The organism is Sinomonas sp. R1AF57 (assembly GCF_002224485.1).
Taxonomy (GTDB): domain Bacteria; phylum Actinomycetota; class Actinomycetes; order Actinomycetales; family Micrococcaceae; genus Sinomonas; species Sinomonas flava.
This window is the reverse complement of the sequence record NZ_CP022463.1, coordinates 2,044,406-2,064,025: the sequence shown is the minus strand read 5'-3', so window position 1 is coordinate 2,064,025 and position 19,620 is coordinate 2,044,406. Positions and strand designations below refer to the sequence as shown.

Here is a 19,620-nt window from a genome sequence, read left to right as displayed (position 1 = left end):
GGCATCCCGGTGCGGGCGTCACGCGGCGCAACACTGCTTCGGGGCCTGCTCCGGCAGTTCCTAGCATGGAGGGCATGACCCAAGGCCCTGCCCCCTCGCGCGCCGGATCCGTCGACACGCTGTTCGCCGGGCCAGAGCCGGCCCTCTTCGTCGAGGCGCCGTCGGCCAGGCCAGGAGTCCTCGGCCGCGCGTTCGCGTTCCCGAGCCCGGTCAACGAGTACGCGGCGCGTTCGACCGCCGGCATCGTCGTCTGCCTCAGCATGCTGGCCCTCGTGCTCGGGCTCGCGACGGGCGCGGACTGGCCGCTGTCGGCCATAGCGCTCGGATTCTGGCTCCGGGTGGCCGGCGGCCCCCGCTATTCGCCGGCCGGCCGGCTCGCCGTGCACGTCATTGCCCCGCGCCTGGGGGCGGCCAAGCTCGTCGCGGGACCGCCCAAGCGCTTCGCCCAGGGCATCGGAGCCGCGGTCTCGAGCGCCGCAGTGGCCTTCGCCGCCGCCGGCCTGCCCGCCGGCGCATGGATCGCGCTCGCCGTCCTCATCGTGGCCGCGTCCCTCGAGGCGTTCGCCGGATTCTGCCTCGGGTGCTGGATCTTCGGCCGTCTGCAGCTCGCAGGACTGGTCCCCGCCTCGGTCTGCGAGGCCTGCAGCGACATCGCGCAGCGCCGGTCCAGGTAGCGCGACCGGGGCGCGGCAGCAGCCCGAGGCAGCCCGCTGGGCGGTTCTAGGCGCCCGTGAGGCGCGCGAACCGGTCCGCGAGGCCATCGGCGGCCGCGACCCCCGCTGTCCTCGACGACCACGCGTCGGTCACCGAGTCCCGCCCCCACAGCGTGCCCAGGAGTGCCCCGGCGATTGCGGCCGCGTCGCTCCCGGCCGCGGCAGCAAGGCCGACACCCGTGGCGAACGCCGCATCGTGGCGGTCTCCGGACTGGACGGCGCTCTCGGCGGCGAGCACGGCGGCCGCGGCGGCCCGCAGCGCGACGGAGGCGTCGCCGTCGTGCGCGGCCGCGGCGTCGCCCGCGACGCCCTCGCGGACCGCGGCGTCGAGCGCCTCGAGGACCTTCGCGTCGGGAGAGCGGAGGCTGGCCACCTGGGCACGGGCCGACCCGAGGGCCGTGAGCGCGTCCGCGCCGAGCGCGAGGAAGTGGGTGAACGAGGCCACCGCGACCGCGGACTGCACCGCCACCGGGGCCCCATGGGTGAGTGCCGCCCCCTCGGCGCTCATCTTGAGCACCCCGGCGGCCGGGATATGGGGGACGAGGCCGAAGGGAGCCGCGTGCGCCGCGGCGCCGGCGTCGTCGAACTCGAGACCGAGCGGACGCGCCGTGCTGCCCATCTCGCCACCCGCGAGCGAGACGGCCCACGCCGGCTGGGCGGCGGCGGGCACGCGGACGCCCTCCTGCGAGTCGAGCCACCTCGGCTGGGCGGCGGGGGCCGACGGCGACAGCGGAACGCCCTGGCCCGACACCCATCTCAGCGACGCGAGCCAGACGCACGCCGCCTCGTCCGCGTGCACGCCGTCGTTCGCCCACTCGATCGCCTCGAGGAGGCCGTCGGCGGTGAACAGGGTCAGCTGCCCGGCGGGCCCCATGCCGAGAGGGCCGGGCCCGGGCTCGAGGCCGGTGCCGCGGCCGTGAGCCCCGGCGAGGCCGGCGAGGGCCGAAGCCTCGCCGACGACGGCGCCGACGAGGCACCCGTGGATGCGGGACGACGCAGAGGTGGCGCTCATGCCGCCCAATCTACCGGCTGGCCGTCCCGTCAGCCGTCGGCGTCCGGCGGACGGTATCCTTCACGGGAGCCGGCCGGCGCCGGGAGTGCGAGGACATCCAGGAGGCGACATGCGGGAACCAGCGTGGCGGAAGACGGGCTCGACGCCCGACTACCGCTTCTCGCTCGCGAACGAGCGCACGTTCCTCGCATGGCTGCGCACCTCCCTCGCCCTCCTCGCCGGTGCGGTGGCCCTGGACCAGCTCACGCCGAACATCGCGCCGGCGATCGTGCGCGGCGTGCTGTCGGTGGCCCTCGCCGGAGTCGGGGCGGCCCTGGCCGTCAACGCCTACCGCCGGTGGTCGCTCGCGGAGCAGGCCATGCGGCACGGCCGCGAGCTGCCCTTCTCGCGTGTCATGCTCGGCATGACCATCGTGGTGGCCATCGCCGCCTTCGTGTTCGCCGTACTCGTCCTGATGCGCCGGTGAGCGTTCCCGCGGCCCCCCGGGCCGGGGGAGAGGCGCGCGACCCGGGCCTGCAGCCCGAGCGCACGGCCCTCGCCTGGCGCCGGACCCTCCTTGCCCTGATGGTCCTCGACGTCCTGGTGGTGCGGGCGTGGTTCCTCGCGCTCGGGAGGGCGGGTGAGGGCAGTTCCGCGCATGCGATCGGGCTCGGCGTGTGCGTTGCCGCCGCCGCCGTCTCCACCGCCGTCCTCGCGCTGTGCGCGCACGCCCGTTCGCGTGAGCTCCATCACGGAACCACGGCGCCGCCCGCCTCCGTGCTGCGCTGGGCGACGGCGGGAGCCGTGATGCTCGCCGGGGCCACCATCGCTGTGGTCATCATCGAGCGGTAACCTTCACTTCGGGCCCCCGCGGGCCCGGTCCGGACCGTGCCCTGTGAGACTGAACCCGAACCCCACGAAAGAGGACTCCTCCATGACCACCAGCGTGGCCACCCCTGCGGCTGCCAAGGCTCCGGCCGAGTACGGCGCCGTGGCGAAGCTCGTCGCCGAGGCCTTCGGCACGTTCCTCCTGATCTTCGGCGCGCTCGGCGTTGCCCTGTTCGGCAACCCGTCCGCAGCCCCGCTGCCCACCTCGCTCGCGTTCGGCCTCAGCTTCGCCGTCGGCATCGCCGCGGTCGGCCACATCTCCGGCGGCCACTTCAACCCCGCTGTGACGGTCGGCCTCGCCGTCGCGGGACGCACGAACTGGCGCCTCGTCCCCGGCTACATCGCCGCGCAGCTCGTCGGCGGAGCCCTGGGCTCCCTCGTCCTGTGGGTCCTCGTTCGCACCCTGCCGAACCTGACCAACGTCTCGACGATCTTCACGCAGCTGTCCAACGGCGTCGACGACCACTCGCCCAACGCGTTCCCGCTCGCGGCGGGCCTGCTCGCGGAGGTCACGGCCTCGGCCGTGTTCGTCGCGATCGTCCTCTTCGCGACGAGCAGGCGCGCAGCCAAGGGCATGGCTCCCTGGGCCATCGGCTTCGGCCTCGCGATCCTCATCCAGGCGCTCGCCCCGATCACGAACGCCTCGCTCAACCCGGCCCGGTCGACCGCCACGGTCATCTTCGCCGATGCCTCGGCGATCGGCCAGCTCTGGATCTTCTGGGCAGCCCCCATCCTCGGCGCCGCCCTCACCGGTCTCATCTTCCGCGGCTTCGGGTCCTCCGAGGACCTCCACGGCGCCACGGCGGGGGCACTCGACGACGCCACGGCCCGGGCCACGCGCGCTGATCATGCGGCCGTGGCCGGTGCAGCGATCGCCGACACGGAGGCCGCCGAGGCGGAGGCCGGCGACGAGGCAACCGACGCACCCGCCGCTGCCCGCAGCGCCGGGGATGTCCCGGCCGGGTCGGCGACGGCGGAGGCGCGCCCCCAGCCTTCCGGTTCGGGCACGGCCGGGCCGGCCGAGGGCGCGTCCTCGCCCGACGACGACGCTCGGGACTTCTTCGACAAGAACCGCTGACGGCCGTGGGCTTGCGCGCGCTTCCGTGCCCGGCCCACGCGTGCAGGGCGGGGCGCGTCGAGAAATGTCGGAGCCACCCGATAGCGTCCCGTCCATGAAGATCCTGCACACCTCGGACTGGCATCTGGGCCGATCGTTCCACGGGGTCGGCATGCTCGCGGCGCAGGCAGAGTGGCTCGACGGCCTCGTGGCGACCGTCGTCCAGGAGCGCGTCGAAGCGGTGCTCGTCGCGGGCGATGTCTACGACCGCGCCCTGCCGGCGGTCGACGTCGTGGACCTCCTCGACCGTACCCTCGTGCGGCTCACGGAGGCCGGCGCCCAGGTGGTCATCAGCAGCGGCAACCATGATTCCGCGGTGCGTCTGGGCTTCGCCGCGAGCCTGCTCGAGCGGGGCGGCGTGCACCTGCGGACCCGAGTCGCGCAGATCGGCTCACCGGTCCTGCTCCCGCTTGCGGGGGGCGCCCGGGTCGCCGTCTACGCGCTGCCGTACCTCGAGCCGCGCCTCGTCGCCGAGTCCCTCGGCGTCGCATCGCCCACGCACGGGTCGGTGACCGAGGCCGCGCTCTCCCTCGTCCGCGCGGATCTCGCCGAACGGCGGGCCGCCGGCACTGTCCACTCCGTCGTCATGGCGCACACCTTCGCCGGCGGCGGGGCTGCGTCGGACAGCGAGCGGGCCCTCTCCGTCGGCGGCCTCGACGTCGTGCCGCTCGCCGCGTTCGACGGCTTCGACTACGTTGCCCTGGGCCACCTGCACGGGCGGCAGGAGCTCTCGCCCTCCATCCGGTACTCGGGTTCGCCGCTGGCCTACTCCTTCTCGGAGGCAAGGCAGGCCAAGGGCGGCTGGATGCTCGACGTCGGGCCGGCCGGGATAGAGGGCGTGGAACCGGTGGGCTGGCCCACCAGGCATCGGCTGGCGGTGCTGCGCGGTGCCCTCGACGACCTGCTCTCAGGCACCGAGCACGGCCATGCCGAGGATGCGTACTGCCACGTGACCTTGACTGACGCCGAGCGGCCCGCGCGGGCGATGGAGCGCCTGCGCGAACGGTTTCCGCTCACGGTCGGGCTGGCGTTCGAGCCGGAGGGAGGCACGCGGCGCGAGGAGGCGAGCTACAGCTCGAAGCTCGCCGCGGCGACCTCCGATCTCGGCGTCTGCTGCGGCTTCCTCGACCACGTCCGCCAGCGGGGCCCGAGCGAGGACGAAGCCGCCGCGCTCGACGAGATCCTCGAGGCTGTCCGGCTGGCCGAGGTGTCGTCGTGAGGATTCACCGCCTCGAGGTCACAGCGTTCGGGCCGTTCGCCCAGCGGGAGGCCATCGACTTCGACGCGCTCGCGGCCCAGGGCATCTTCCTGCTCAATGGGCCGACCGGCGCGGGCAAGACGAGCGTCCTCGATGCCGTGTGCTTTGCCCTGTACGGCAGCCTTCCCGGGGCCCGTCTCGGCAGCAAGGCGATCAAGAGCCACCACGCAGCAGCGGACGCCGAGCCTTCGGTCCTGCTCGAGTTCACGGCGCAGGGCCGGCGGTTCGAGGTCCGCCGGACCCCGGAGTGGTCCAAGCCCAGTGCACGCGCGTCGAGCGGATGGTCGGTCCAGAAGGCATCCACCCACCTGAGGGAGCGCGTCGACGGAGAATGGCATGCCCTGACCGCCCGAAACGACGAGGCGGGAGCGCTCCTGGGTGAGGTGCTGGGGATGGCCAGGGAACAGTTCACGCGCGTCGTGCTGCTTCCCCAGGGCGAGTTCGCCTCGTTCCTGCGGTCCAAGGCCTCGGAGCGGGTCGAACTGCTCGAGAAGCTCTTCGGCACCGGGAAGTTCGCGGACGTCGAAGCCGAGGCCGCCCTCCTCGCGCAGCAGGCACGTTCGGCGGCCGAATCGGCCGAACGGGACGCCGCCGGGATCCTCTCCCAGCTGGAGGCGGAGGCCGAGGCCGCCGGCATCGTCCAGGCGTCCGACGGCACGCCGGTTTCCGGGGGAACCGCTGGCCTCTCCTCGGCAGGATTCGCACCCGGCGCCGGAGCTGCTCTCGACACCGGGAGCGCGCTGGGGCGCTTCGCCTGGGCCCGACATGCGTTGGCGGAGCGGCGACGGGAAGCCGCGGCCGAGGCCGAGGAGGCGAAGGCTGCCCGTGAGCTCGCCCGCCGGCAGGTCGGCGAGGCCGAGAGATCGCTCGAGGACGCGGCGGAACTCGCCGTGGCGAGGCAGCGCCGGGACGAGTGGGAGGCCGACGCCGCCGGGCAGGAGGCCCGCCTCGCGGCCCACTCGGGCCACCGAGCCGCAGCGCAGCTCGCGGCCCTGTTCACCGACGCCGATGAGACCGCCGCCGAGTCGCAGCGGGCGCTCGAGGAGGCTGCCGCGGCACTTGAGGCTGCCCACGCCGCCGGATGGGCGGGTGAGGCGGCTGCGGACGCGGAGTCCAGCCCGGCCTCGACGCCGCAGACCGCCGGGTCCGGGCCAGCGTCGGCGCCCGACTATGCGGCGAAGGCGCTTCCATCCGTCGCCGCCGTGCGGGCTGCGGCCGCGGCTGCGGCGTCAGAGGCGGCAGTGCTTGCCGAGAGGGTCCCCGCCGAAGGGGAGCTGGCCGGACTCGAGGTCCGCCTCGCCCGCGCCGGGACAGAACGATCGGGGCTGGACGCCGAGGCAGGTCGGGCGCAGGCTGCCCTCGCGCGGCTGGCGGCCGAGCTCGACGAGCTGGAGGCGGAGCGTACCCGGCTCGAGCCGCTCGCGGCCGGCCTCGCCGTCGCCAGATTCGAGGAAGAGGCCGCGCGCGCCGTCGTGCGCGCTGTCGAAGAGCACGCGGAGGCGACGAGGCGCCTCGGCGCCGCCGAGGGAGAGCACGGGCGTGCGCGTTCTGCGGCGCTCGACGCGAAGGAGGAGTGGCTCGCACTGCGCGAGAGGCGGCTCAACCACACGGCGGCCGAGCTGGCCGCCCAGCTGGATGACGGCGGTGCGTGTCCCGTGTGCGGGTCCACCGACCACCCGGCGCCCGCGAGAGGCGCCGAGGACCCCCTCAAGCTCGTCGACGCCGAGCGGTCGGCGGCCGATGCCGCGGAACTCGCGGCCGAGGATGAACGGCGTGCCCGTGAGGCACTCGCCGAAGCCCGCGCACTGCTCGCGGGGGTGGACGCTAGGGGAGGGGCCACCGACCCCGACAAGGCGGCACGGGTCCTCGGGGAGTGCATCGGAAGGGTCGAGGCCGCGGCCGAGGCCGAGGCAGCGCGCGCCACGGCCGAAGCACGTCTCGCCGACCTTGCCGTCCGGCGTGCCGCGGCCCACGACGCGCTTGACGGCGCGCGGACCCAGCACGCCCGTGCGGAGGAGGCGATGGAACTCCTCGGGGCCCAGGTGCGCCGGCTCCGCGCCGACGTGCAGGAATGGCGAGGAGGCCATGCGACGCTTGCGGCGCGGCAGGCCGACGTCGCCGCCAGGGCCAGGACGCTCGATGCGCTCGAACACTCGCTGGTCCGCCATGAGCAGGCCGAGCAGGCGAGGGGCCGTGCACTCGAGCGGCTCCACTCCGCACTCGCCGATTCCTCCTTCCCCGACGAGGCGGCGGCCCGCGCCGCGCTGCTGCCCGCCGCGCACGCCCGAGCGCTCGAAGAGGCCATCCGCGCGCACGAGGCCGAACACGACCACCTCGCGGGCCTCTTCGCCTCGGCCGCGGTGAACCGTGCGGTCCGCGAGGAGTCCGAGGGCCGCGCCGCCACCCGCGAGCAGCTTGATGCCTGCCGGGCTGCGGCGGCCGCTGCCGAGGCCCGCTTCGAGGCAGCGACCCGCGCCGCCGACCGTGCCGAGGCGTCTGGAGACCGGTGCGCGAGGCTCCTCGCAGCGTTCGAGGACCTCGTTCCGGCCCTCGCACGGCACAGGGACCGCGCCGACATGCTCGGCGGTCTGGCCCGCACGCTCCGCGGGCAGGGCGAGAACACTCTGCGGATGTCCCTGCACACCTACGTCCTGGCCGCGCGGCTCGAACAGGTGGCAGCGGCAGCCACCGAGCGGCTGGCCACCATGAGCGACGGGCGCTTCAGCCTCGAGCACAGTGACGCGCTCGCGGCGCGCGGCGCCGCGTCGGGCCTCGGGCTCGAGGTCGTCGACGGGTGGACGGGGCAGCGGCGGGACCCGTCGACCCTGTCCGGAGGGGAGTCCTTCATGGCGTCCCTCGCCCTCGCCCTGGGGCTCGCAGACGTCGTCCAGCAGGAGGCCGGCGGCATAGACATCGAGACGCTCTTCGTCGACGAGGGGTTCGGAAGCCTCGACGAGCAGGCTCTCGAGCAGGTCATGGATTCCATCGAGGGGCTCAGGGCGGGCGGCCGAGTCGTCGGGCTCGTGAGCCACGTCCCCGAGCTCAAGCAGCGGATCGCCGCCCAGATCCGCGTTGCCAAGGGCCGGAGCGGGTCGAGCCTCTCGGTCGTGGGGACGGCGGAGGAGCTCTGACGAGCCAGCCGTCGGGCCGCGGGGCCCGCGCTAGGATGTGAGGGCTACCGGGTCAGGCGCGGCGGGTGGCGGGGACGCCGCGCACGTCCAACAGGTGTGCTCCATGCCGATCCGTGTCTCGATCCTTGCCCGCTATGCCGCCCTGCCGGCTCTGGCCGGCCCTGCCTTCATCCCGGTGGCGCTGATGGCGCGGCTGCCACTCGCCATGCTGACCATCGGCGCCCTGACGCTCGCATCGGTGGCCTCGGGCTCGTACGCGCTCGGCGGACTTGCCGCCGGGGCCGTCGGCCTCGGCTCCGCCGTCGGGGCGCCCGCAGTCGGCTGGCTCGCCGACAGGAGCGGGCAGCGCCGGGTGGTCCTCGTCGCGGGCCTGCTCAACGCCGCTGCCATGCTCGCCCTCGTTGGGGCGAGCTACCCGCACGGGGGCCTCCGGGAGAGCGCTCCCTGGGGCGTCCTGGCGGCCTCGCTCGCCGCGGGGCTCACGACGCCGCAGGTCGGGCCGCTCGCCCGCGCGCGGTGGATGGCGCTCACTGAGGGCCGGCCGCGCCGGGCGCTCGAGCTGGATGCGGCCCTGTCCTACGAGGGCACGGCCGACGAGCTGACGTTCGTGCTCGGTCCCGCCGTCGTAGGAGCACTCGCCGCACTCGTGGCCCCGTGGGTGCCGCTCGTCGTGGGGGCCGCCCTCACGCTCGGATTCGTGACCGCGTTCGCCCTCCATCCCACAGCCCGCGCCGCCCATCCGCAGCCGCACGCCGCGGCGTCGCCCGTGTCGGCGCGCTCCTGGCTCCTCGTCCTGGTGCCCGTGGCCGCCATGGTGGCGATGGGCACGTTCTTCGGAAGCACCCAGGCGGGGCTGACCGCCTTCGCGGGCGAGCGCGGGGCCGCCGAGGTCGGCGGGCTGCTCTATGCCGCGGTGGGGCTGACCTCGGCGGTCGCCGCCCTGAGCGTCGCTGCGTGGCCGGCCAGGCTGGGCCTGCCGATGCGGTGGGTCGCGGCCGCGGGCGCAATGCTCGCGTTCTCGTTGCTGCTCTTCGCCCCGGAGACCTTCGGCTCGATGACGGCGGCGCTCCTTCTCCTGGGCGTGCCCGTGGGCCCGATCATGGTCACCGTCTTCGGGATCGGCGGCAGGGTGGCCCCTGCGGGGCGGGTCGGGACGGTCATGACGGCGCTCGCCAGCGGGATCGTCGCAGGGACCGCGCTCGGAGCGGCGCTCGCGGGCGCCCTGGCCGAGAGCGGCGGGGCGGCGTCGGCGTTCGCGGTGCCCGTGGCGTCCGCAGGCGCGCTGCTGGCCCTCGGCGTCGTCGTCCTCGTGGCCCGGCGAGCGGGCGGCGGCTCCTGAGGAGCGCGCCGAGCCGGCGGCGAGCCAGGACCCGGGGCCGTCACCGCTCAGCCGACGGCGCGCGCGATCCTCTCAGCCGCGGCGTTCAGTGCCGCGCCGATCGGCTCAGGATCGATCCCGGTGCCCAGGTACACGACGGCAAGGGCCGCGGGCCGGTGGTGCGGCAGGATCAGCGGGACGGCCACCGAGGACAGCCCCGGGATCACCTCGTCGTGGCTCAGCGCATACCCCCGCGCGCGCGACTCGTCCGCCTCCGGCCGGTACGGGACCCCGGGGACCCGCTGCTCCCAGTCCGTCCGTCCGATGGCCGACTGGATCGCGATCCCAGGCCCTCCCCGGTCCAAGGGGTGGCGGGTTCCGGGATGCTGCGCAAGCGTCGCCCCGTTGTGCTGCGGCTCCACCGTGGCGAGTGTGATGCAGTCGGTCCGGTCCCAGACCGCGACGAACGCCGTCATGCGCAGGTCCGCCGCGAGGGTCCCCAGCTCGGGGAGCGACGCCGTCTGGAGGTCCCGCGACACCGCCCGTGCCAGGACGGCGAGGCCCGCCCCGGGCTGGAGTCGGCCCGAGTCGTCCCGCGTGACGAGCGCGTGGTCCTCGAGCGTCCGCACGATCCGGTACGCGATGGAGCGATGCACGTCGAGGGCCGTGGAGAGCTCGGCGATCGTCAGGGGACTCCGCGCGTCCGCGAGGATCTCGAGGGCGCGGATCCCGCGGGAGAGCGTCTGCGAGTGCGGGCCGGTCTCCGCGGCGGTGCGAGGCATTGGACCATCCTAGTTTCCTGTGTCCCAGCACGAAGCTGGGGGTACTTGTGTCCTGGGACACCACTGTCCTACAGTGACACTGTTCGATATGAGCACGATCAGTTCGATTATCGAACGTTTCGCCCCGATCGGCAAGGATCCCCACAGACGGGCGCGGCGACCGCGGCGGGACGACGGAGGTTTCGACCATGAGCACCAGGCACTCGCGCTCGCACCATTTCCGGGGAAGCCTCGGCCGGTTCGCAACCGGCGTCGCGATCGTGACCTTCGACGGCCCCACCAAGCGCCATGGCATCACCGTCAACTCGTTCACCTCGGTGTCGCTCGAGCCTCCCCTCGTTCTCGTGAGCATCGCCCGGCGTGCGAAGGCGCACGACGAACTCGCCGGCCGCCCCTTCACGGTCAACATCCTCGGCGCCGAGCAGGAGGCCCTCGCGCGCCACTTCGCCGGGAGGCCCGGCGTCGAGCCCGTATGGGTGGAGGGACCGACGGCGCCGCGGCTCTCGAGGCCGCTCGCGTACTTCGAGTGCACGCCGTGGGCCGCCTACGACGGCGGCGACCACACCCTCTATGTCGGCGAGGTCGTCGACTTCGGGTACCGCTCCGGGGACGCGCTCGCCTTCCAGGGCGGCCGCTTCACCACCCTCCCCGAGAGCCAGCTGGGCGTCGAGGACCTGCTGTAGGCCGACCGACCCCAGCGCGCCACACCTCTCGGGAGGGCCGCCCTCCGGTCTCCCGGGCCACCACCAGCACAGACGGGAGCACTTGCCATGGGAATCCGCACGGGAGCGCAGTTCCTGGACAAGCTGAATGGGATGCGGCCGCACCTGACGATCGACGGGGAGGTGGTCTCGGAGAACCTCACGGAGCATCCGGCCTTCCACGGGGTTGCCCGGACCTACGCGAAGCTCTTCGACATGCAGCACGACCCGCGCTACGAGGAGCAGCTCACCTACACGTCGCCCAGCACCGGCGACCGGGTGAACGCCTCGTTTCTCGTGCCCCGCACGAAGGAGGACCTCGCGAGGCGGCGCGCCGCCATGCAGGTCTGGGCCGAGTACTCCAACGGCTTCCTGGGACGCACGGGCGACTACATGAACTCCTCGCTCACGGCCCTCGCGGCGGCCAAGGCCTTCTTCTCCCAGGCCGACCCCGTATTCGGAGAGCGTATCCAGTCCTACTACGAGATGTGCCGGGAGCGTGACCTGCTCGCCACCCACACGCTCATTCCGCCGCAGGCCAACCGCTCCGTCTCGGGCTCTGAGCAACTGGGCGGCCAGCTCGCCGCGAGGGTGGTCGAGGAGCGCGACGACGGGGTGGTTATCCGGGGGGCCCGCATGCTCGCGACCATCGCCCCGCTCGCGGACGAGCTGCTCGTATTCCCCTCCACGGTCCTGCGCGGCACCCCCGAGGACGCCCCGTACTCCTTCGCGTTCGCCGTCCCGAACGACGCGCCCGGCCTGCGCTACCTGTGCCGCACCTCGCTCCACAACGGTGGCAGCCACCACGACGAGCCGCTCGCGAGCCGGTTCGAGGAGATGGATGCGGTGGTGGTGTTCGACGACGTGTTCGTGCCCGACGAGCGGGTCTTCATGCTGGGCCGGCCCGAGCTGTGCAACCAGTGGTACTCCGACACGGGTGCGGCGGCCCTCATGACCCACCAGGTGGTGACCCGCACGCTCGCCAAGAGCGAGTTCTTCCTTGGGCTCGCCTCCGAGATTGCGGCGACGATCGGCATCGAGGGGTTCCAGCACATCCAGGAGGACCTCGCCGAGCTCATCCGCAACGTGGAGATCGGCAAGGCCCTCATCGTCGCGTCCGAGGCCCAGGCCGAGCCCTCCGTGGACGGTGTGATGCTGCCCCACTGGCCCACGCTCAACGCCGCCCGCAACTGGTACCCCAAGGCCTCCCAGCGCTACCCCGAGATCATCCGCACGTTCTGCGCCTCGGGCCTCATGGCACTGCCCGGCGAGGCTGACCTGGAGGTGGCGCGCGAGGACATCGAGATGTACCTCCAGGGCAAGTCGCTGACGGGGCCGGAGCGCATGCGCCTCTTCAAGCTCGCCTACGACGCCTCGATCACCGGCTTCGCCGGCCGGCAGGCGCTGTACGAGTACTTCTTCTTCGGCGACCCGGTGCGGATGGCTGGCGCCCTCGTGAACAGCTACGACCGCGCGCCCCTGCGCGAACGCGTCCGGGAGCTCCTGCACCGGGACGATTGAGAGGCGACTGGCCGGGACGACCGAGCGCGCCGGCGCCGTCCGGCGCACGAAGACCACCGTTCGTCGCTGCCCGCCTGCTCGGGCCCCAAGGGGGTGTGCTGCACCTCACAGATCATGTATGCTCATCTTTATTGACCGACCAATCGGTAAGTAAATCGGGGCGGAGGCTCCAGTCTCCGATGCCGGGTCGGTCGGTACCCCCGGCCCGCGAGGGCCCCGCACCCAGAACGACGGAGTTCGAATGTCCCAGGCAGTCAACGCCGCCCAGCCCGGCTCGCGGATGACCCGCGAAGAGCGCAGGGTCCTGGCCGGTACCTTGGTCGGCACCACCATCGAGTGGTACGACTTCTTCATCTACGCCCAGGCGGCCGGCGTCGTGCTCGGCCCGCTGTTCCTCGCGCCCGTGGCGAAGGAGAACCCGGGTCTCTCCCAGGTGATCGCCTTCGCAACCATCGGCATCTCCTTCCTGTTCCGCCCCCTCGGCGCGGTCGTGGCCGGCCACCTCGGCGACCGGCTGGGCCGCAAGAGGATGCTCGTCTTCACCCTCATCCTCATGGGCATCTCCACCTCGCTCATCGGCGTCCTGCCGACGTACGCGCAGGTGGGCATCCTCGCCCCGGTCCTCCTCATCCTGCTGCGCGTCCTCCAGGGCTTCTCCGCAGGTGGCGAGTGGGGCGGTGCCGCGCTCATGTCGGTCGAGCACGCACCCGTGAACAAGCGCGGCTACTTCGGCGCCTACCCGCAGATCGGCGTTCCGATCGGCATGATCCTCGCGACGTTCACCCTGTGGATCCTCACCTCGGTCATGGGGCCCGCGTTCAACGAGTGGGGCTGGCGCATCCCGTTCCTGCTCTCGATCGTCCTCATCGTGGTCGGCTACATGATCCGCCGCGCCGTCGAGGAGAGCCCGGTCTTCAAGCAGCTCCAGGAGCGCCAGAAGGAGTCCTCCGCGCCGCTCGGACAGCTCTTCCGCTACAACTTCAAGGAAGTCGCCCTCACAGCGCTCATCTTCATCGCCAACAACGCGGCCGGCTACCTGCTCATCGCCTACTTCTCGACCTACGCGGTGAGCGCCCTCAAGATGGACCGGCCGACGGTCCTGCTGGCCACGACGCTCGCGTCCTTCGGCTGGCTGGTCTTCACGCTGTGGGGCGGCATGCTCTCTGACCGCCTCGGCCGCGTCCGCACCTTCCAGATCGGCTACGCGTTCCTGGCCCTGTGGGCGATCCCGATGTGGTTCCTCATCGACACCAAGGACATTGTCTGGTACTTCGTGGCCCTGTTCGTCATGACGCTCGGCCTGGGCCTCTCCTACGGCCCGCAGTCGGCCCTCTACGCGGAGATGTTCCCCGCGAAGGTCCGCTACTCGGGCGTCTCGATCGGCTACGCGCTCGGCGCGATCCTCGGCGGCGCGTTCGCCCCGATGATCGCCGAGATGCTCATGAACGAGTTCAAGGCGTCCTGGACGATCGGCCTCTACATCGCCATCGCCGCGGTCATCTCGCTGGTGGCGGTCTCGATGGTCAAGGAGACCAAGGGCGTCGACCTTCACGTTGCCGAAGCCCACGCCGAGTACGTGCGCGAGCACCCGGAGGCCGCGCGCTGACCGTGCGCCGGCGCGCGCTGACCGTGCGCCGGCCTGACGGCCGCGGACGGTGTGCCTGAGCGCACCCGCAACGCACGACGGCGGTCCTCCCCTTGCCGGGGAGGGCCGCCGTCCGCTGTGGTAGCTCCTGCCGGCGGCGCCGCCGGCGCTGTCACCTGAGACGGCCGCCACAGTCCGCCGCCGCCCCGCGCTGCCGGGCGGTAGGGTGTCCCGGTGACGACCGCCCTGAATCCCGACGACGGCACCGCGATCTCGTACGACGCCGCGGGGGAGGGGCCGCCGTCGTCCTCCTCCACGGCTCGGCCCTCTCGCGCGCCATCTGGCGCGGGCTCGGCTACGTCAGGGCCCTCGAGGGCTTCCGCGTGGTCCGCGTCGACCTCCGGGGGCACGGCCGCAGCGACAAGCCCGACGAGGCGGGTGCCTACCGCATGTCCCGCCACGTCGGGGACGTCCTCGCCGTGCTCGACGCCGAGCGCATCGAGCGAGCCCACGTGGTCGGCTACTCCCTGGGTTCGCGCGTGGCCTTCTCGCTCGCGGTGGCCGCGCCGGCACGGGTCGCCTCGCTCACGGTGCTCGGCGGCACCTACCGCCCCCAGCGCGGCGAAGTGGCCAAGGTCTTCTTCCCGGGCTACCTCGAGGCGCTGCAGACCGGACGGATCGAGGCCTTCGTCGACGGCCTCGAGTCCGCGGGGAAGGCCCTCGACCCCTCCACGCGCCAGGCGTTCCTCGCCAACGATCCCGCCGCGCTCGCCGCCTGCTTCACCGGCACCGAGGACGATCCGGGGCTCCCGGAAGCCGTGGTCGCCCAGCTGGCCGTCCCGGCTCTGCTGATGGCCGGGACCCGGGACCCGCAGCGGCTCGCCGACTCGCGGCGCGCCGCCGCGCTCATGCCGAACGCCCGGTTCGTGGAGCTGGAGGGCAGGACGCACGCCGGGACGCTCGCGCCTGCGGGCCCCGTCCTGGAGGAGCTCGTCCCGTTCCTGCGGGCGGTGCCGGCCTAGAGCCCGTCCACGCGCTCGGCCCATGCCTCCGGCCCGCCGAGCCGCAGCGCTCCCGCCGTCCACGCCGCCATGCGGGCGTAGGCGCGGCGCCGGACCTCGGCGGGGGAGAGGAAGACGTCGTGCAGCGCACCGCGGATCCTCACCACCGTGACGTTCTCGCCGAGGGAGAGCGCGCGGTGCGCCACGGCGTCGACATTGATCGCGACATCCGCGGCCGCCGCGTCCGGCGACCACTGCGGGAGCAGGTAGCTGCGGTCGGAGAGCAGCACGAGCACGGGGAGCCCGAGCCCCAGCCCGCGTGCAATGCGCTCCTGGCCCGCGAACACCGCGCCCAGGAAGGCCGGCGGCAGGGCGAAGGCCTTCTCCGGACGCCAGGCCGCGTTGTACACCCACTCGCCGTCGTGCTCGGCGGAGACGGTCCGCGCGTAGTGCCCCGGGTCGATCCCGGGCAGCGGCACGTGGGGGAAGAAGCGCGCCCTGGCCCCGAGGAGCGGTGCCATGGCCCGGCGCGCCATCTCCGAGGCCTGGAACTCGAGCCACGGGCTGTTGAGCACCACCGCGTCGACACGGGACGCGTTCCTCGCTGCCCAGAGGCTCAGGATGAGCCCGCCCGTCGAATGGCCCAGCACCAGGAGGCGGCGGCGCTCGTCCGCGGCGTCGCGGCCGTGCCCCATCACGGCCAGGGCCGCCTCGATGTCCGGGTCGTACTCATTGAGGCTTGCCACCTCGCCCGGCACCTGGCCCGGTGCGAGGCTCCGGCCGAACCCGTGGAGGTCCAGGGCGTGGAACCGGGCTCCCGCACGGTGCCAGAACTCGGCGAGCGGGCGCTGGAAGAAGTAGTCGCTCCACCCGTGCACGTAGAGCACGTCGGTCCCCACGGCGGGCCTGCGCCACCAGCGCCTTGACGAGCCCCGGTAGCGCACGAGGGTCGACGGCGGGGCCCCGTCCGGGGCGAGGACGCGCTGCTCGAAGCCCGATCCCAGCACGTCCGGCGACCACTCCGCCGTCGTGCCCCGCCCGCTCTCCGCAGCCATGTGACGATGCTAGCCCGGAAGATGCGACGACAGAGAAGCCCCGACCCGGGGCTGCGCGCGGGTGCCGTCACGTCCTACGGTGGATGCGACGACACACGCGTGATGGGAGGCAGGCCGTGGCGAGCAGACGCGACGAGGAGCTGCGGCGCCGGCTCGAGCGCGCGGCCGAGATCCGGGCGGGGGGAGTCGCACAGTCCCCCGAGGAGGCCGAGGAGCTCGCGCGCGAGGAGGAGCTCAACCGGAAGCGGCGCGAGGTCGATTCTGCGCGCCGCGCCGACTACCTGGTCCGCGACGCCATCGCGCGCGGAGAGTTCGACCACCTGAAGTACGCCGGCAAGCCCATCCCGAACCTGGACAACGTGAACGACCCCGACTGGTGGCTCAAGGGCCTCATCGAGCGCGAGCAGCTCACCGGGATCGGGCCCGAGGCGCTCGTCCTGCGGGTCGAGGACGAACGCCTGGACGACACCCTCGACGCCCTGCACACCGAGCAGCAGGTCCGCGACGCCGTCGACTCCTTCAACCGCCGCATCATCGAGGCACGCCGCCAGCTCTTGGGAGGGCCGCCGGTCATCACGAAGACCCGCGACACCGAGGGCGAGGTCCGCCGGTGGCACGCGCGGCGTGCCGAGGCGGCGGCGAGGGCGGCCAGGGACGCCGAGGCCGCCGCCCCGGTGGAGCGGCGGCCGTGGTGGAGGCGCCGGGGTGAGCGGGGCGACCGCCCGCATCAGTAGCTGGCCGGCCGACCGCCGTCGTCCGCCTGCGCCGCGGACGGTGCCGCGAACCGGGCGGAGAGCTCCTCACTCGAGCGGGCGAGGATCGCCACATCCGCACCCACGAGCACGAACCGCGCACCGTGCTCGATGTAGTGCCGGGCGGTCGCCTCGACGAACGCGTTCACCCCCGCCGGCTTGCCCGCGGCGGACGCCGCCGCGAGGCAGCGTTCGACGGCGGCGCGCACCTCGGGGTGCTCCTGCTGGCCGAGGTGCCCCATCGAGGCGGCGAGGTCGGAGGGCCCGATGAAGATCGCGTCGACCCCGTCGACCGCGAGGATCTCCTCCACGTTCGCCACGGCCTCGGCCGTCTCGATCTGGACGGCGAGGGAGATGGTCTCGTCCGCTCGGGCAAGGTAGTCCGGGATCCGGTTCCACCGTGCGGCGCGGGCGAGCGCCGAACCCACGCCCCGCACGCCGTGCGGCGGGTACCGCACGGCCGCCACTGCGGCCTGGGCCTGCTCGGCGTCGTTCACCATGGGGATCAGCAGGTTCTGGGCCCCGAGGTCGAGGTACTGCTTGATGAGCACCACGTCGTTCCACGGCAGGCGCACCATGGGGAGCACGGGGTAGCCGTGCACGGCGTGGAGCTGGGCGAGGACGGACTCGAGCGAGTTCGGGCTGTGCTCGGTGTCGATCAGGAGCCAGTCTGCCCCCGAGCCAGCCATGATCTCGGCCACGAGCGGGCTGCCCGAGCACACCCACAGTCCGATCTTGGCGCCCCCGCCGGATTCGGCCCCACCCTTGGCCCCATCCTCGGCGCCGGCGGCGAGGGCGTGGCGGAACGTCCGCTCGGGCTCTAGACGAAACGGCATGTCACCGTCCCCAGAGGCCCGTAGTCGGCATAGACCGTGTCGCCCTCGTAGACCCACATGGGCCGCGTGAACGACCCCGCGAGGATGAGATCGCCTGCGCGCAGGTCCTGCCCATGCTGAGCGAGCTTGTCCGCGAGCCATGCGACGCCGGTTGCGGGGTGGTTGAGGACGCCGGCGGCGACGCCCGTCTCCACGATCTCCTGGTTGCGGTACAGGAGGGAGGACACCCAGCGCAGGTCCACGTCGTGCGGCCGCACCGGGCGGCCGCCCACGACCATGGCGCCCAGCGCAGCGTTGTCCGAGATGGTGTCCACGATGGTTCGGCCTTCCATCTCGATCCGCGAGTCGAGGATCTCGAGGGCCGGGATCACGTAGTCCGTCGCGTCGAGCACGTCGAACAGCGTCACCCCCGGCCCCTTGAGATCCCGGCCCAGGCGGAACGCGAGCTCGACCTCGATGCGCGGGTGGGTGTAGCGCTTCCACTCGACCACCGCACCGTTCTCGAGGACCTGGTCGTCGAAGATGACGCCGTAGTCCGGCTCGGTGATGCCTGTGGCCGCCTGCATGGCCTTGGACGTCAGGCCGATCTTGCGACCGGCGACCCGCCGCCCCTCGGCCTCGAGGCGGCTGGCCCAGAGCTTCTGGACGGCGTACGAGTCCTCGACGTCCATGCCCTCGTAGCGCGTGTGGAGGAGGGGCACCGGCGTGCGTGTGCGCCCAGCCTCCACCAGCTCGTCGGCAATTGCCGCAATCGTCTCCTCGTTCAGCATGGCTTAGAGCTGGTTGCCGATCTTGAAGCCCTTCGAGGCCTGCCCGCGGTAGGAGCCGGCCTCGTCGTCGGCGCGCGTGTAGGAGAAGCCGTCCGCGCCGATCGTCACCTCCATCTCGGAGGAGTCGGTGCGCTCGACGACGGGCTGCGGGTTCCCGTCGAGGTCGAGCACGAGCGACGCCTCGGTGTACCAGGACGGCACGACCGGGTTGCCCCACCAGTCGCGGCGCTGGTTGTCGTGGACGTCCCAGGTGACCACGGGGTTGTCCGGGTCGCCCGTGTAGTAGTCCTGCGTGTAGATCTCCACGCGGTGGCCGTCCGGGTCGCGAAGGTACAGGTAGAACGCGTTGGAGACGCCGTGGCGGCCGGGGCCGCGCTCGATCGCGTCGGACATGCGCAGGGCGCCGAGCTTGTCGCAGATCGCGAGGATGTTGTGCTTCTCGTGGGTCGAGAAGGCGACGTGGTGCATGCGCGGGCCGTTGCCGCCCGTCATGGCGGTGTCGTGGACCGTCGGCTTGCGGCGCATCCAGGCGGCGTAGACGGTGCCGTCCTGGTCCTGGATGTCCTCCGTGACGCGGAAGCCGAGGTCCTGCATGAACTTGGTGGCGCGCGGGACGTCTGGAGTGACCTGGTTGAAGTGGTCGAGGCGGACGAGGGCGCCGGGGGTGTACAGGTCGTAGCGCCACGCGAGCCGCTCGACATGCTCGACGTCGTGGAAGAACTCGTACGGGAAGCCCAGCGGGTCCGTCACGCGCACGGAGTCGCCGATGCCCTTGGTGAAGCCCTCCGCACGGCGCTCCACACGGCAGCCGAGCTCGCTGTAGAACGCCACAGCGCGGTCCAGGTCCTCCGGGGTGCGCACGCGGTAGGAGAAGGCGGCCACGGCGGCGACAGGGCCCTGGCGCAGCACGAGGTTGTGGTGGATGAACTCCTCGAGCGAGCGCAGGTAGACGGCGTCCCCGTCCTCCTCCGTGACGGTCAGTCCGAGCACCTCGACGTAGAAGTCACGGGACCGCTTCAGGTCGGTCACGACGAGCTCCATGTACGCGCAGCGCAGGATGTCCGGCGCCGGGACCGAGGGTGTCGGGACGGGGTTGTCGGCGCGGATCGGAGCTTCCTGGGAGACGTAGAAGCCCGAGGAGGTGAGGGTCATGTCGTCACGGTTGGTCATGGCAGCGTCCTTGCTTTCCTTCAGGGTGGGT

18 protein-coding genes are annotated in these 19,620 nt (G+C 72.8%); 12 read left to right on the top strand and 6 right to left on the bottom strand.

Features of this window, described 5'->3' with window-relative positions; all coding sequences use genetic code 11:
* Positions 1–74: 74 nt before the first annotated feature.
* The gene (locus CGQ25_RS09485; RefSeq protein ID WP_208709133.1) at positions 75–674 is read left to right on the top strand and encodes a DUF4395 domain-containing protein; all 600 of its coding nucleotides are present in this window, start codon (positions 75–77) and stop codon (positions 672–674) included.
* A 46-nt stretch (positions 675–720) separates the two neighbouring features.
* Here CGQ25_RS09485 and CGQ25_RS09480 read toward each other — a convergent pair whose 3' ends face one another.
* Positions 721–1,725, bottom strand: a complete 1,005-nt coding sequence (locus CGQ25_RS09480; RefSeq protein WP_208709131.1) for an ADP-ribosylglycohydrolase family protein — start codon at positions 1,723–1,725, stop codon at positions 721–723.
* A 109-nt stretch (positions 1,726–1,834) separates the two neighbouring features.
* Here CGQ25_RS09480 and CGQ25_RS09475 point away from each other — a divergent pair, with 109 nt between their 5' ends.
* From CGQ25_RS09475 to CGQ25_RS09450, 6 genes are all read left to right on the top strand, one after another.
* A complete protein-coding gene (locus CGQ25_RS09475) occupies positions 1,835–2,191 on the top strand; it encodes a YidH family protein (RefSeq protein ID WP_208709129.1) in 357 nt (118 codons plus the stop codon).
* Positions 2,188–2,556: a DUF202 domain-containing protein gene (locus tag CGQ25_RS09470; RefSeq protein ID WP_208709127.1), complete on the top strand. Its 369-nt coding sequence runs from the start codon at positions 2,188–2,190 to the stop codon at positions 2,554–2,556. Before CGQ25_RS09475 ends, CGQ25_RS09470 begins: the two co-directional genes overlap by 4 nt.
* An 82-nt stretch (positions 2,557–2,638) precedes the next feature.
* On the top strand, positions 2,639–3,670 hold the full coding sequence (locus CGQ25_RS09465; protein WP_208709125.1) for an aquaporin: 1,032 nt from the start codon (positions 2,639–2,641) through the stop codon (positions 3,668–3,670).
* A 94-nt stretch (positions 3,671–3,764) separates the two neighbouring features.
* Positions 3,765–4,928, top strand: coding sequence for an exonuclease SbcCD subunit D (locus CGQ25_RS09460; RefSeq protein WP_208709123.1), 1,164 nt, complete (start codon positions 3,765–3,767; stop codon positions 4,926–4,928).
* Positions 4,925–8,098, top strand: coding sequence for an AAA family ATPase (locus CGQ25_RS09455; protein WP_208709121.1), 3,174 nt, complete (start codon positions 4,925–4,927; stop codon positions 8,096–8,098). Before CGQ25_RS09460 ends, CGQ25_RS09455 begins: the two co-directional genes overlap by 4 nt.
* Positions 8,099–8,201: 103 nt before the next feature.
* Positions 8,202–9,437 (top strand): MFS transporter, encoded by a 1,236-nt coding sequence (locus tag CGQ25_RS09450; protein ID WP_208709119.1) that lies wholly within the window; start codon positions 8,202–8,204, stop codon positions 9,435–9,437.
* 47 nt (positions 9,438–9,484) lie between these two features.
* Here the strand turns inward: CGQ25_RS09450 and CGQ25_RS09445 are convergent, their stop codons facing one another.
* Positions 9,485–10,198 carry an IclR family transcriptional regulator gene (locus CGQ25_RS09445; RefSeq protein WP_208709117.1) on the bottom strand — a complete coding sequence of 238 codons (714 nt, stop codon included), beginning with the start codon at positions 10,196–10,198 and terminating at the stop codon, positions 9,485–9,487.
* Positions 10,199–10,386: 188 nt separating this feature from the next.
* On the opposite strand from CGQ25_RS09445, the gene CGQ25_RS09440 reads away from it, so the two are divergent.
* The 4 genes from CGQ25_RS09440 (at position 10,387) to CGQ25_RS09425 (ending at position 15,027) form a co-directional block, all read left to right on the top strand.
* Entirely contained in the window at positions 10,387–10,881 is a 495-nt protein-coding gene (locus CGQ25_RS09440) for a flavin reductase family protein (RefSeq protein ID WP_208709115.1), read from the top strand.
* Positions 10,882–10,968: 87 nt separating this feature from the next.
* Complete coding sequence (hpaB, locus tag CGQ25_RS09435) at positions 10,969–12,420, top strand: 4-hydroxyphenylacetate 3-monooxygenase, oxygenase component (RefSeq protein WP_208709113.1); 1,452 nt, start codon at positions 10,969–10,971, stop codon at positions 12,418–12,420.
* Positions 12,421–12,661: 241 nt separating this feature from the next.
* Positions 12,662–14,026 carry an MFS transporter gene (locus CGQ25_RS09430; RefSeq protein WP_208709111.1) on the top strand — a complete coding sequence of 455 codons (1,365 nt, stop codon included), beginning with the start codon at positions 12,662–12,664 and terminating at the stop codon, positions 14,024–14,026.
* A gap of 92 nt (positions 14,027–14,118) precedes the next feature.
* On the top strand, positions 14,119–15,027 hold the full coding sequence (locus CGQ25_RS09425) for an alpha/beta fold hydrolase (RefSeq protein WP_369802209.1): 909 nt from the start codon (positions 14,119–14,121) through the stop codon (positions 15,025–15,027).
* On the opposite strand, the gene CGQ25_RS09420 is transcribed toward CGQ25_RS09425, so the two are convergent.
* Positions 15,024–16,061 (bottom strand): alpha/beta hydrolase, encoded by a 1,038-nt coding sequence (locus tag CGQ25_RS09420; RefSeq protein WP_208709109.1) that lies wholly within the window; start codon positions 16,059–16,061, stop codon positions 15,024–15,026. The genes CGQ25_RS09425 and CGQ25_RS09420 overlap by 4 nt on opposite strands.
* Positions 16,062–16,144: 83 nt before the next feature.
* Here CGQ25_RS09420 and CGQ25_RS09415 point away from each other — a divergent pair, with 83 nt between their 5' ends.
* Positions 16,145–16,795 carry a DUF1992 domain-containing protein gene (locus CGQ25_RS09415; protein ID WP_208709107.1) on the top strand — a complete coding sequence of 217 codons (651 nt, stop codon included), beginning with the start codon at positions 16,145–16,147 and terminating at the stop codon, positions 16,793–16,795.
* Here the strand turns inward: CGQ25_RS09415 and CGQ25_RS09410 are convergent.
* The 3 genes from CGQ25_RS09410 to hpaD are packed head-to-tail and all read right to left on the bottom strand — an operon-like array spanning position 16,789 to position 19,589.
* On the bottom strand, positions 16,789–17,649 hold the full coding sequence (locus tag CGQ25_RS09410; RefSeq protein WP_208709105.1) for an HpcH/HpaI aldolase/citrate lyase family protein: 861 nt from the start codon (positions 17,647–17,649) through the stop codon (positions 16,789–16,791). The genes CGQ25_RS09415 and CGQ25_RS09410 overlap by 7 nt on opposite strands.
* The gene (hpaH, locus tag CGQ25_RS09405; RefSeq protein ID WP_208709103.1) at positions 17,634–18,419 is read right to left on the bottom strand and encodes a 2-oxo-hept-4-ene-1,7-dioate hydratase; all 786 of its coding nucleotides are present in this window, start codon (positions 18,417–18,419) and stop codon (positions 17,634–17,636) included. Before hpaH ends, CGQ25_RS09410 begins: the two co-directional genes overlap by 16 nt.
* Positions 18,420–18,422: 3 nt before the next feature.
* Positions 18,423–19,589: a 3,4-dihydroxyphenylacetate 2,3-dioxygenase gene (hpaD, locus tag CGQ25_RS09400; RefSeq protein WP_208709101.1), complete on the bottom strand. Its 1,167-nt coding sequence runs from the start codon at positions 19,587–19,589 to the stop codon at positions 18,423–18,425.
* Positions 19,590–19,620 lie beyond the last annotated feature (31 nt).

Bases quoted from the DNA above. Each gene is read 5' to 3' on its own strand.
- CGQ25_RS09485 (WP_208709133.1), top strand. From the start codon at position 75: ATGACCCAAGGCCCTGCCCCCTCGCGCGCCGGATCCGTCGACACGCTG.
- CGQ25_RS09480 (WP_208709131.1), bottom strand. From the start codon at position 1,725: ATGAGCGCCACCTCTGCGTCGTCCCGCATCCACGGGTGCCTCGTCGGC.
- CGQ25_RS09475 (WP_208709129.1), top strand. From the start codon at position 1,835: ATGCGGGAACCAGCGTGGCGGAAGACGGGCTCGACGCCCGACTACCGC.
- CGQ25_RS09465 (WP_208709125.1), top strand. From the start codon at position 2,639: ATGACCACCAGCGTGGCCACCCCTGCGGCTGCCAAGGCTCCGGCCGAG.
- CGQ25_RS09460 (WP_208709123.1), top strand. From the start codon at position 3,765: ATGAAGATCCTGCACACCTCGGACTGGCATCTGGGCCGATCGTTCCAC.
- CGQ25_RS09450 (WP_208709119.1), top strand. From the start codon at position 8,202: ATGCCGATCCGTGTCTCGATCCTTGCCCGCTATGCCGCCCTGCCGGCT.
- CGQ25_RS09445 (WP_208709117.1), bottom strand. From the start codon at position 10,198: ATGCCTCGCACCGCCGCGGAGACCGGCCCGCACTCGCAGACGCTCTCC.
- CGQ25_RS09440 (WP_208709115.1), top strand. From the start codon at position 10,387: ATGAGCACCAGGCACTCGCGCTCGCACCATTTCCGGGGAAGCCTCGGC.
- hpaB (WP_208709113.1), top strand. From the start codon at position 10,969: ATGGGAATCCGCACGGGAGCGCAGTTCCTGGACAAGCTGAATGGGATG.
- CGQ25_RS09430 (WP_208709111.1), top strand. From the start codon at position 12,662: ATGTCCCAGGCAGTCAACGCCGCCCAGCCCGGCTCGCGGATGACCCGC.
- CGQ25_RS09420 (WP_208709109.1), bottom strand. From the start codon at position 16,061: ATGGCTGCGGAGAGCGGGCGGGGCACGACGGCGGAGTGGTCGCCGGAC.
- CGQ25_RS09415 (WP_208709107.1), top strand. From the start codon at position 16,145: ATGCGACGACACACGCGTGATGGGAGGCAGGCCGTGGCGAGCAGACGC.
- CGQ25_RS09410 (WP_208709105.1), bottom strand. From the start codon at position 17,649: ATGCCGTTTCGTCTAGAGCCCGAGCGGACGTTCCGCCACGCCCTCGCC.
- hpaH (WP_208709103.1), bottom strand. From the start codon at position 18,419: ATGCTGAACGAGGAGACGATTGCGGCAATTGCCGACGAGCTGGTGGAG.
- hpaD (WP_208709101.1), bottom strand. From the start codon at position 19,589: ATGACCAACCGTGACGACATGACCCTCACCTCCTCGGGCTTCTACGTC.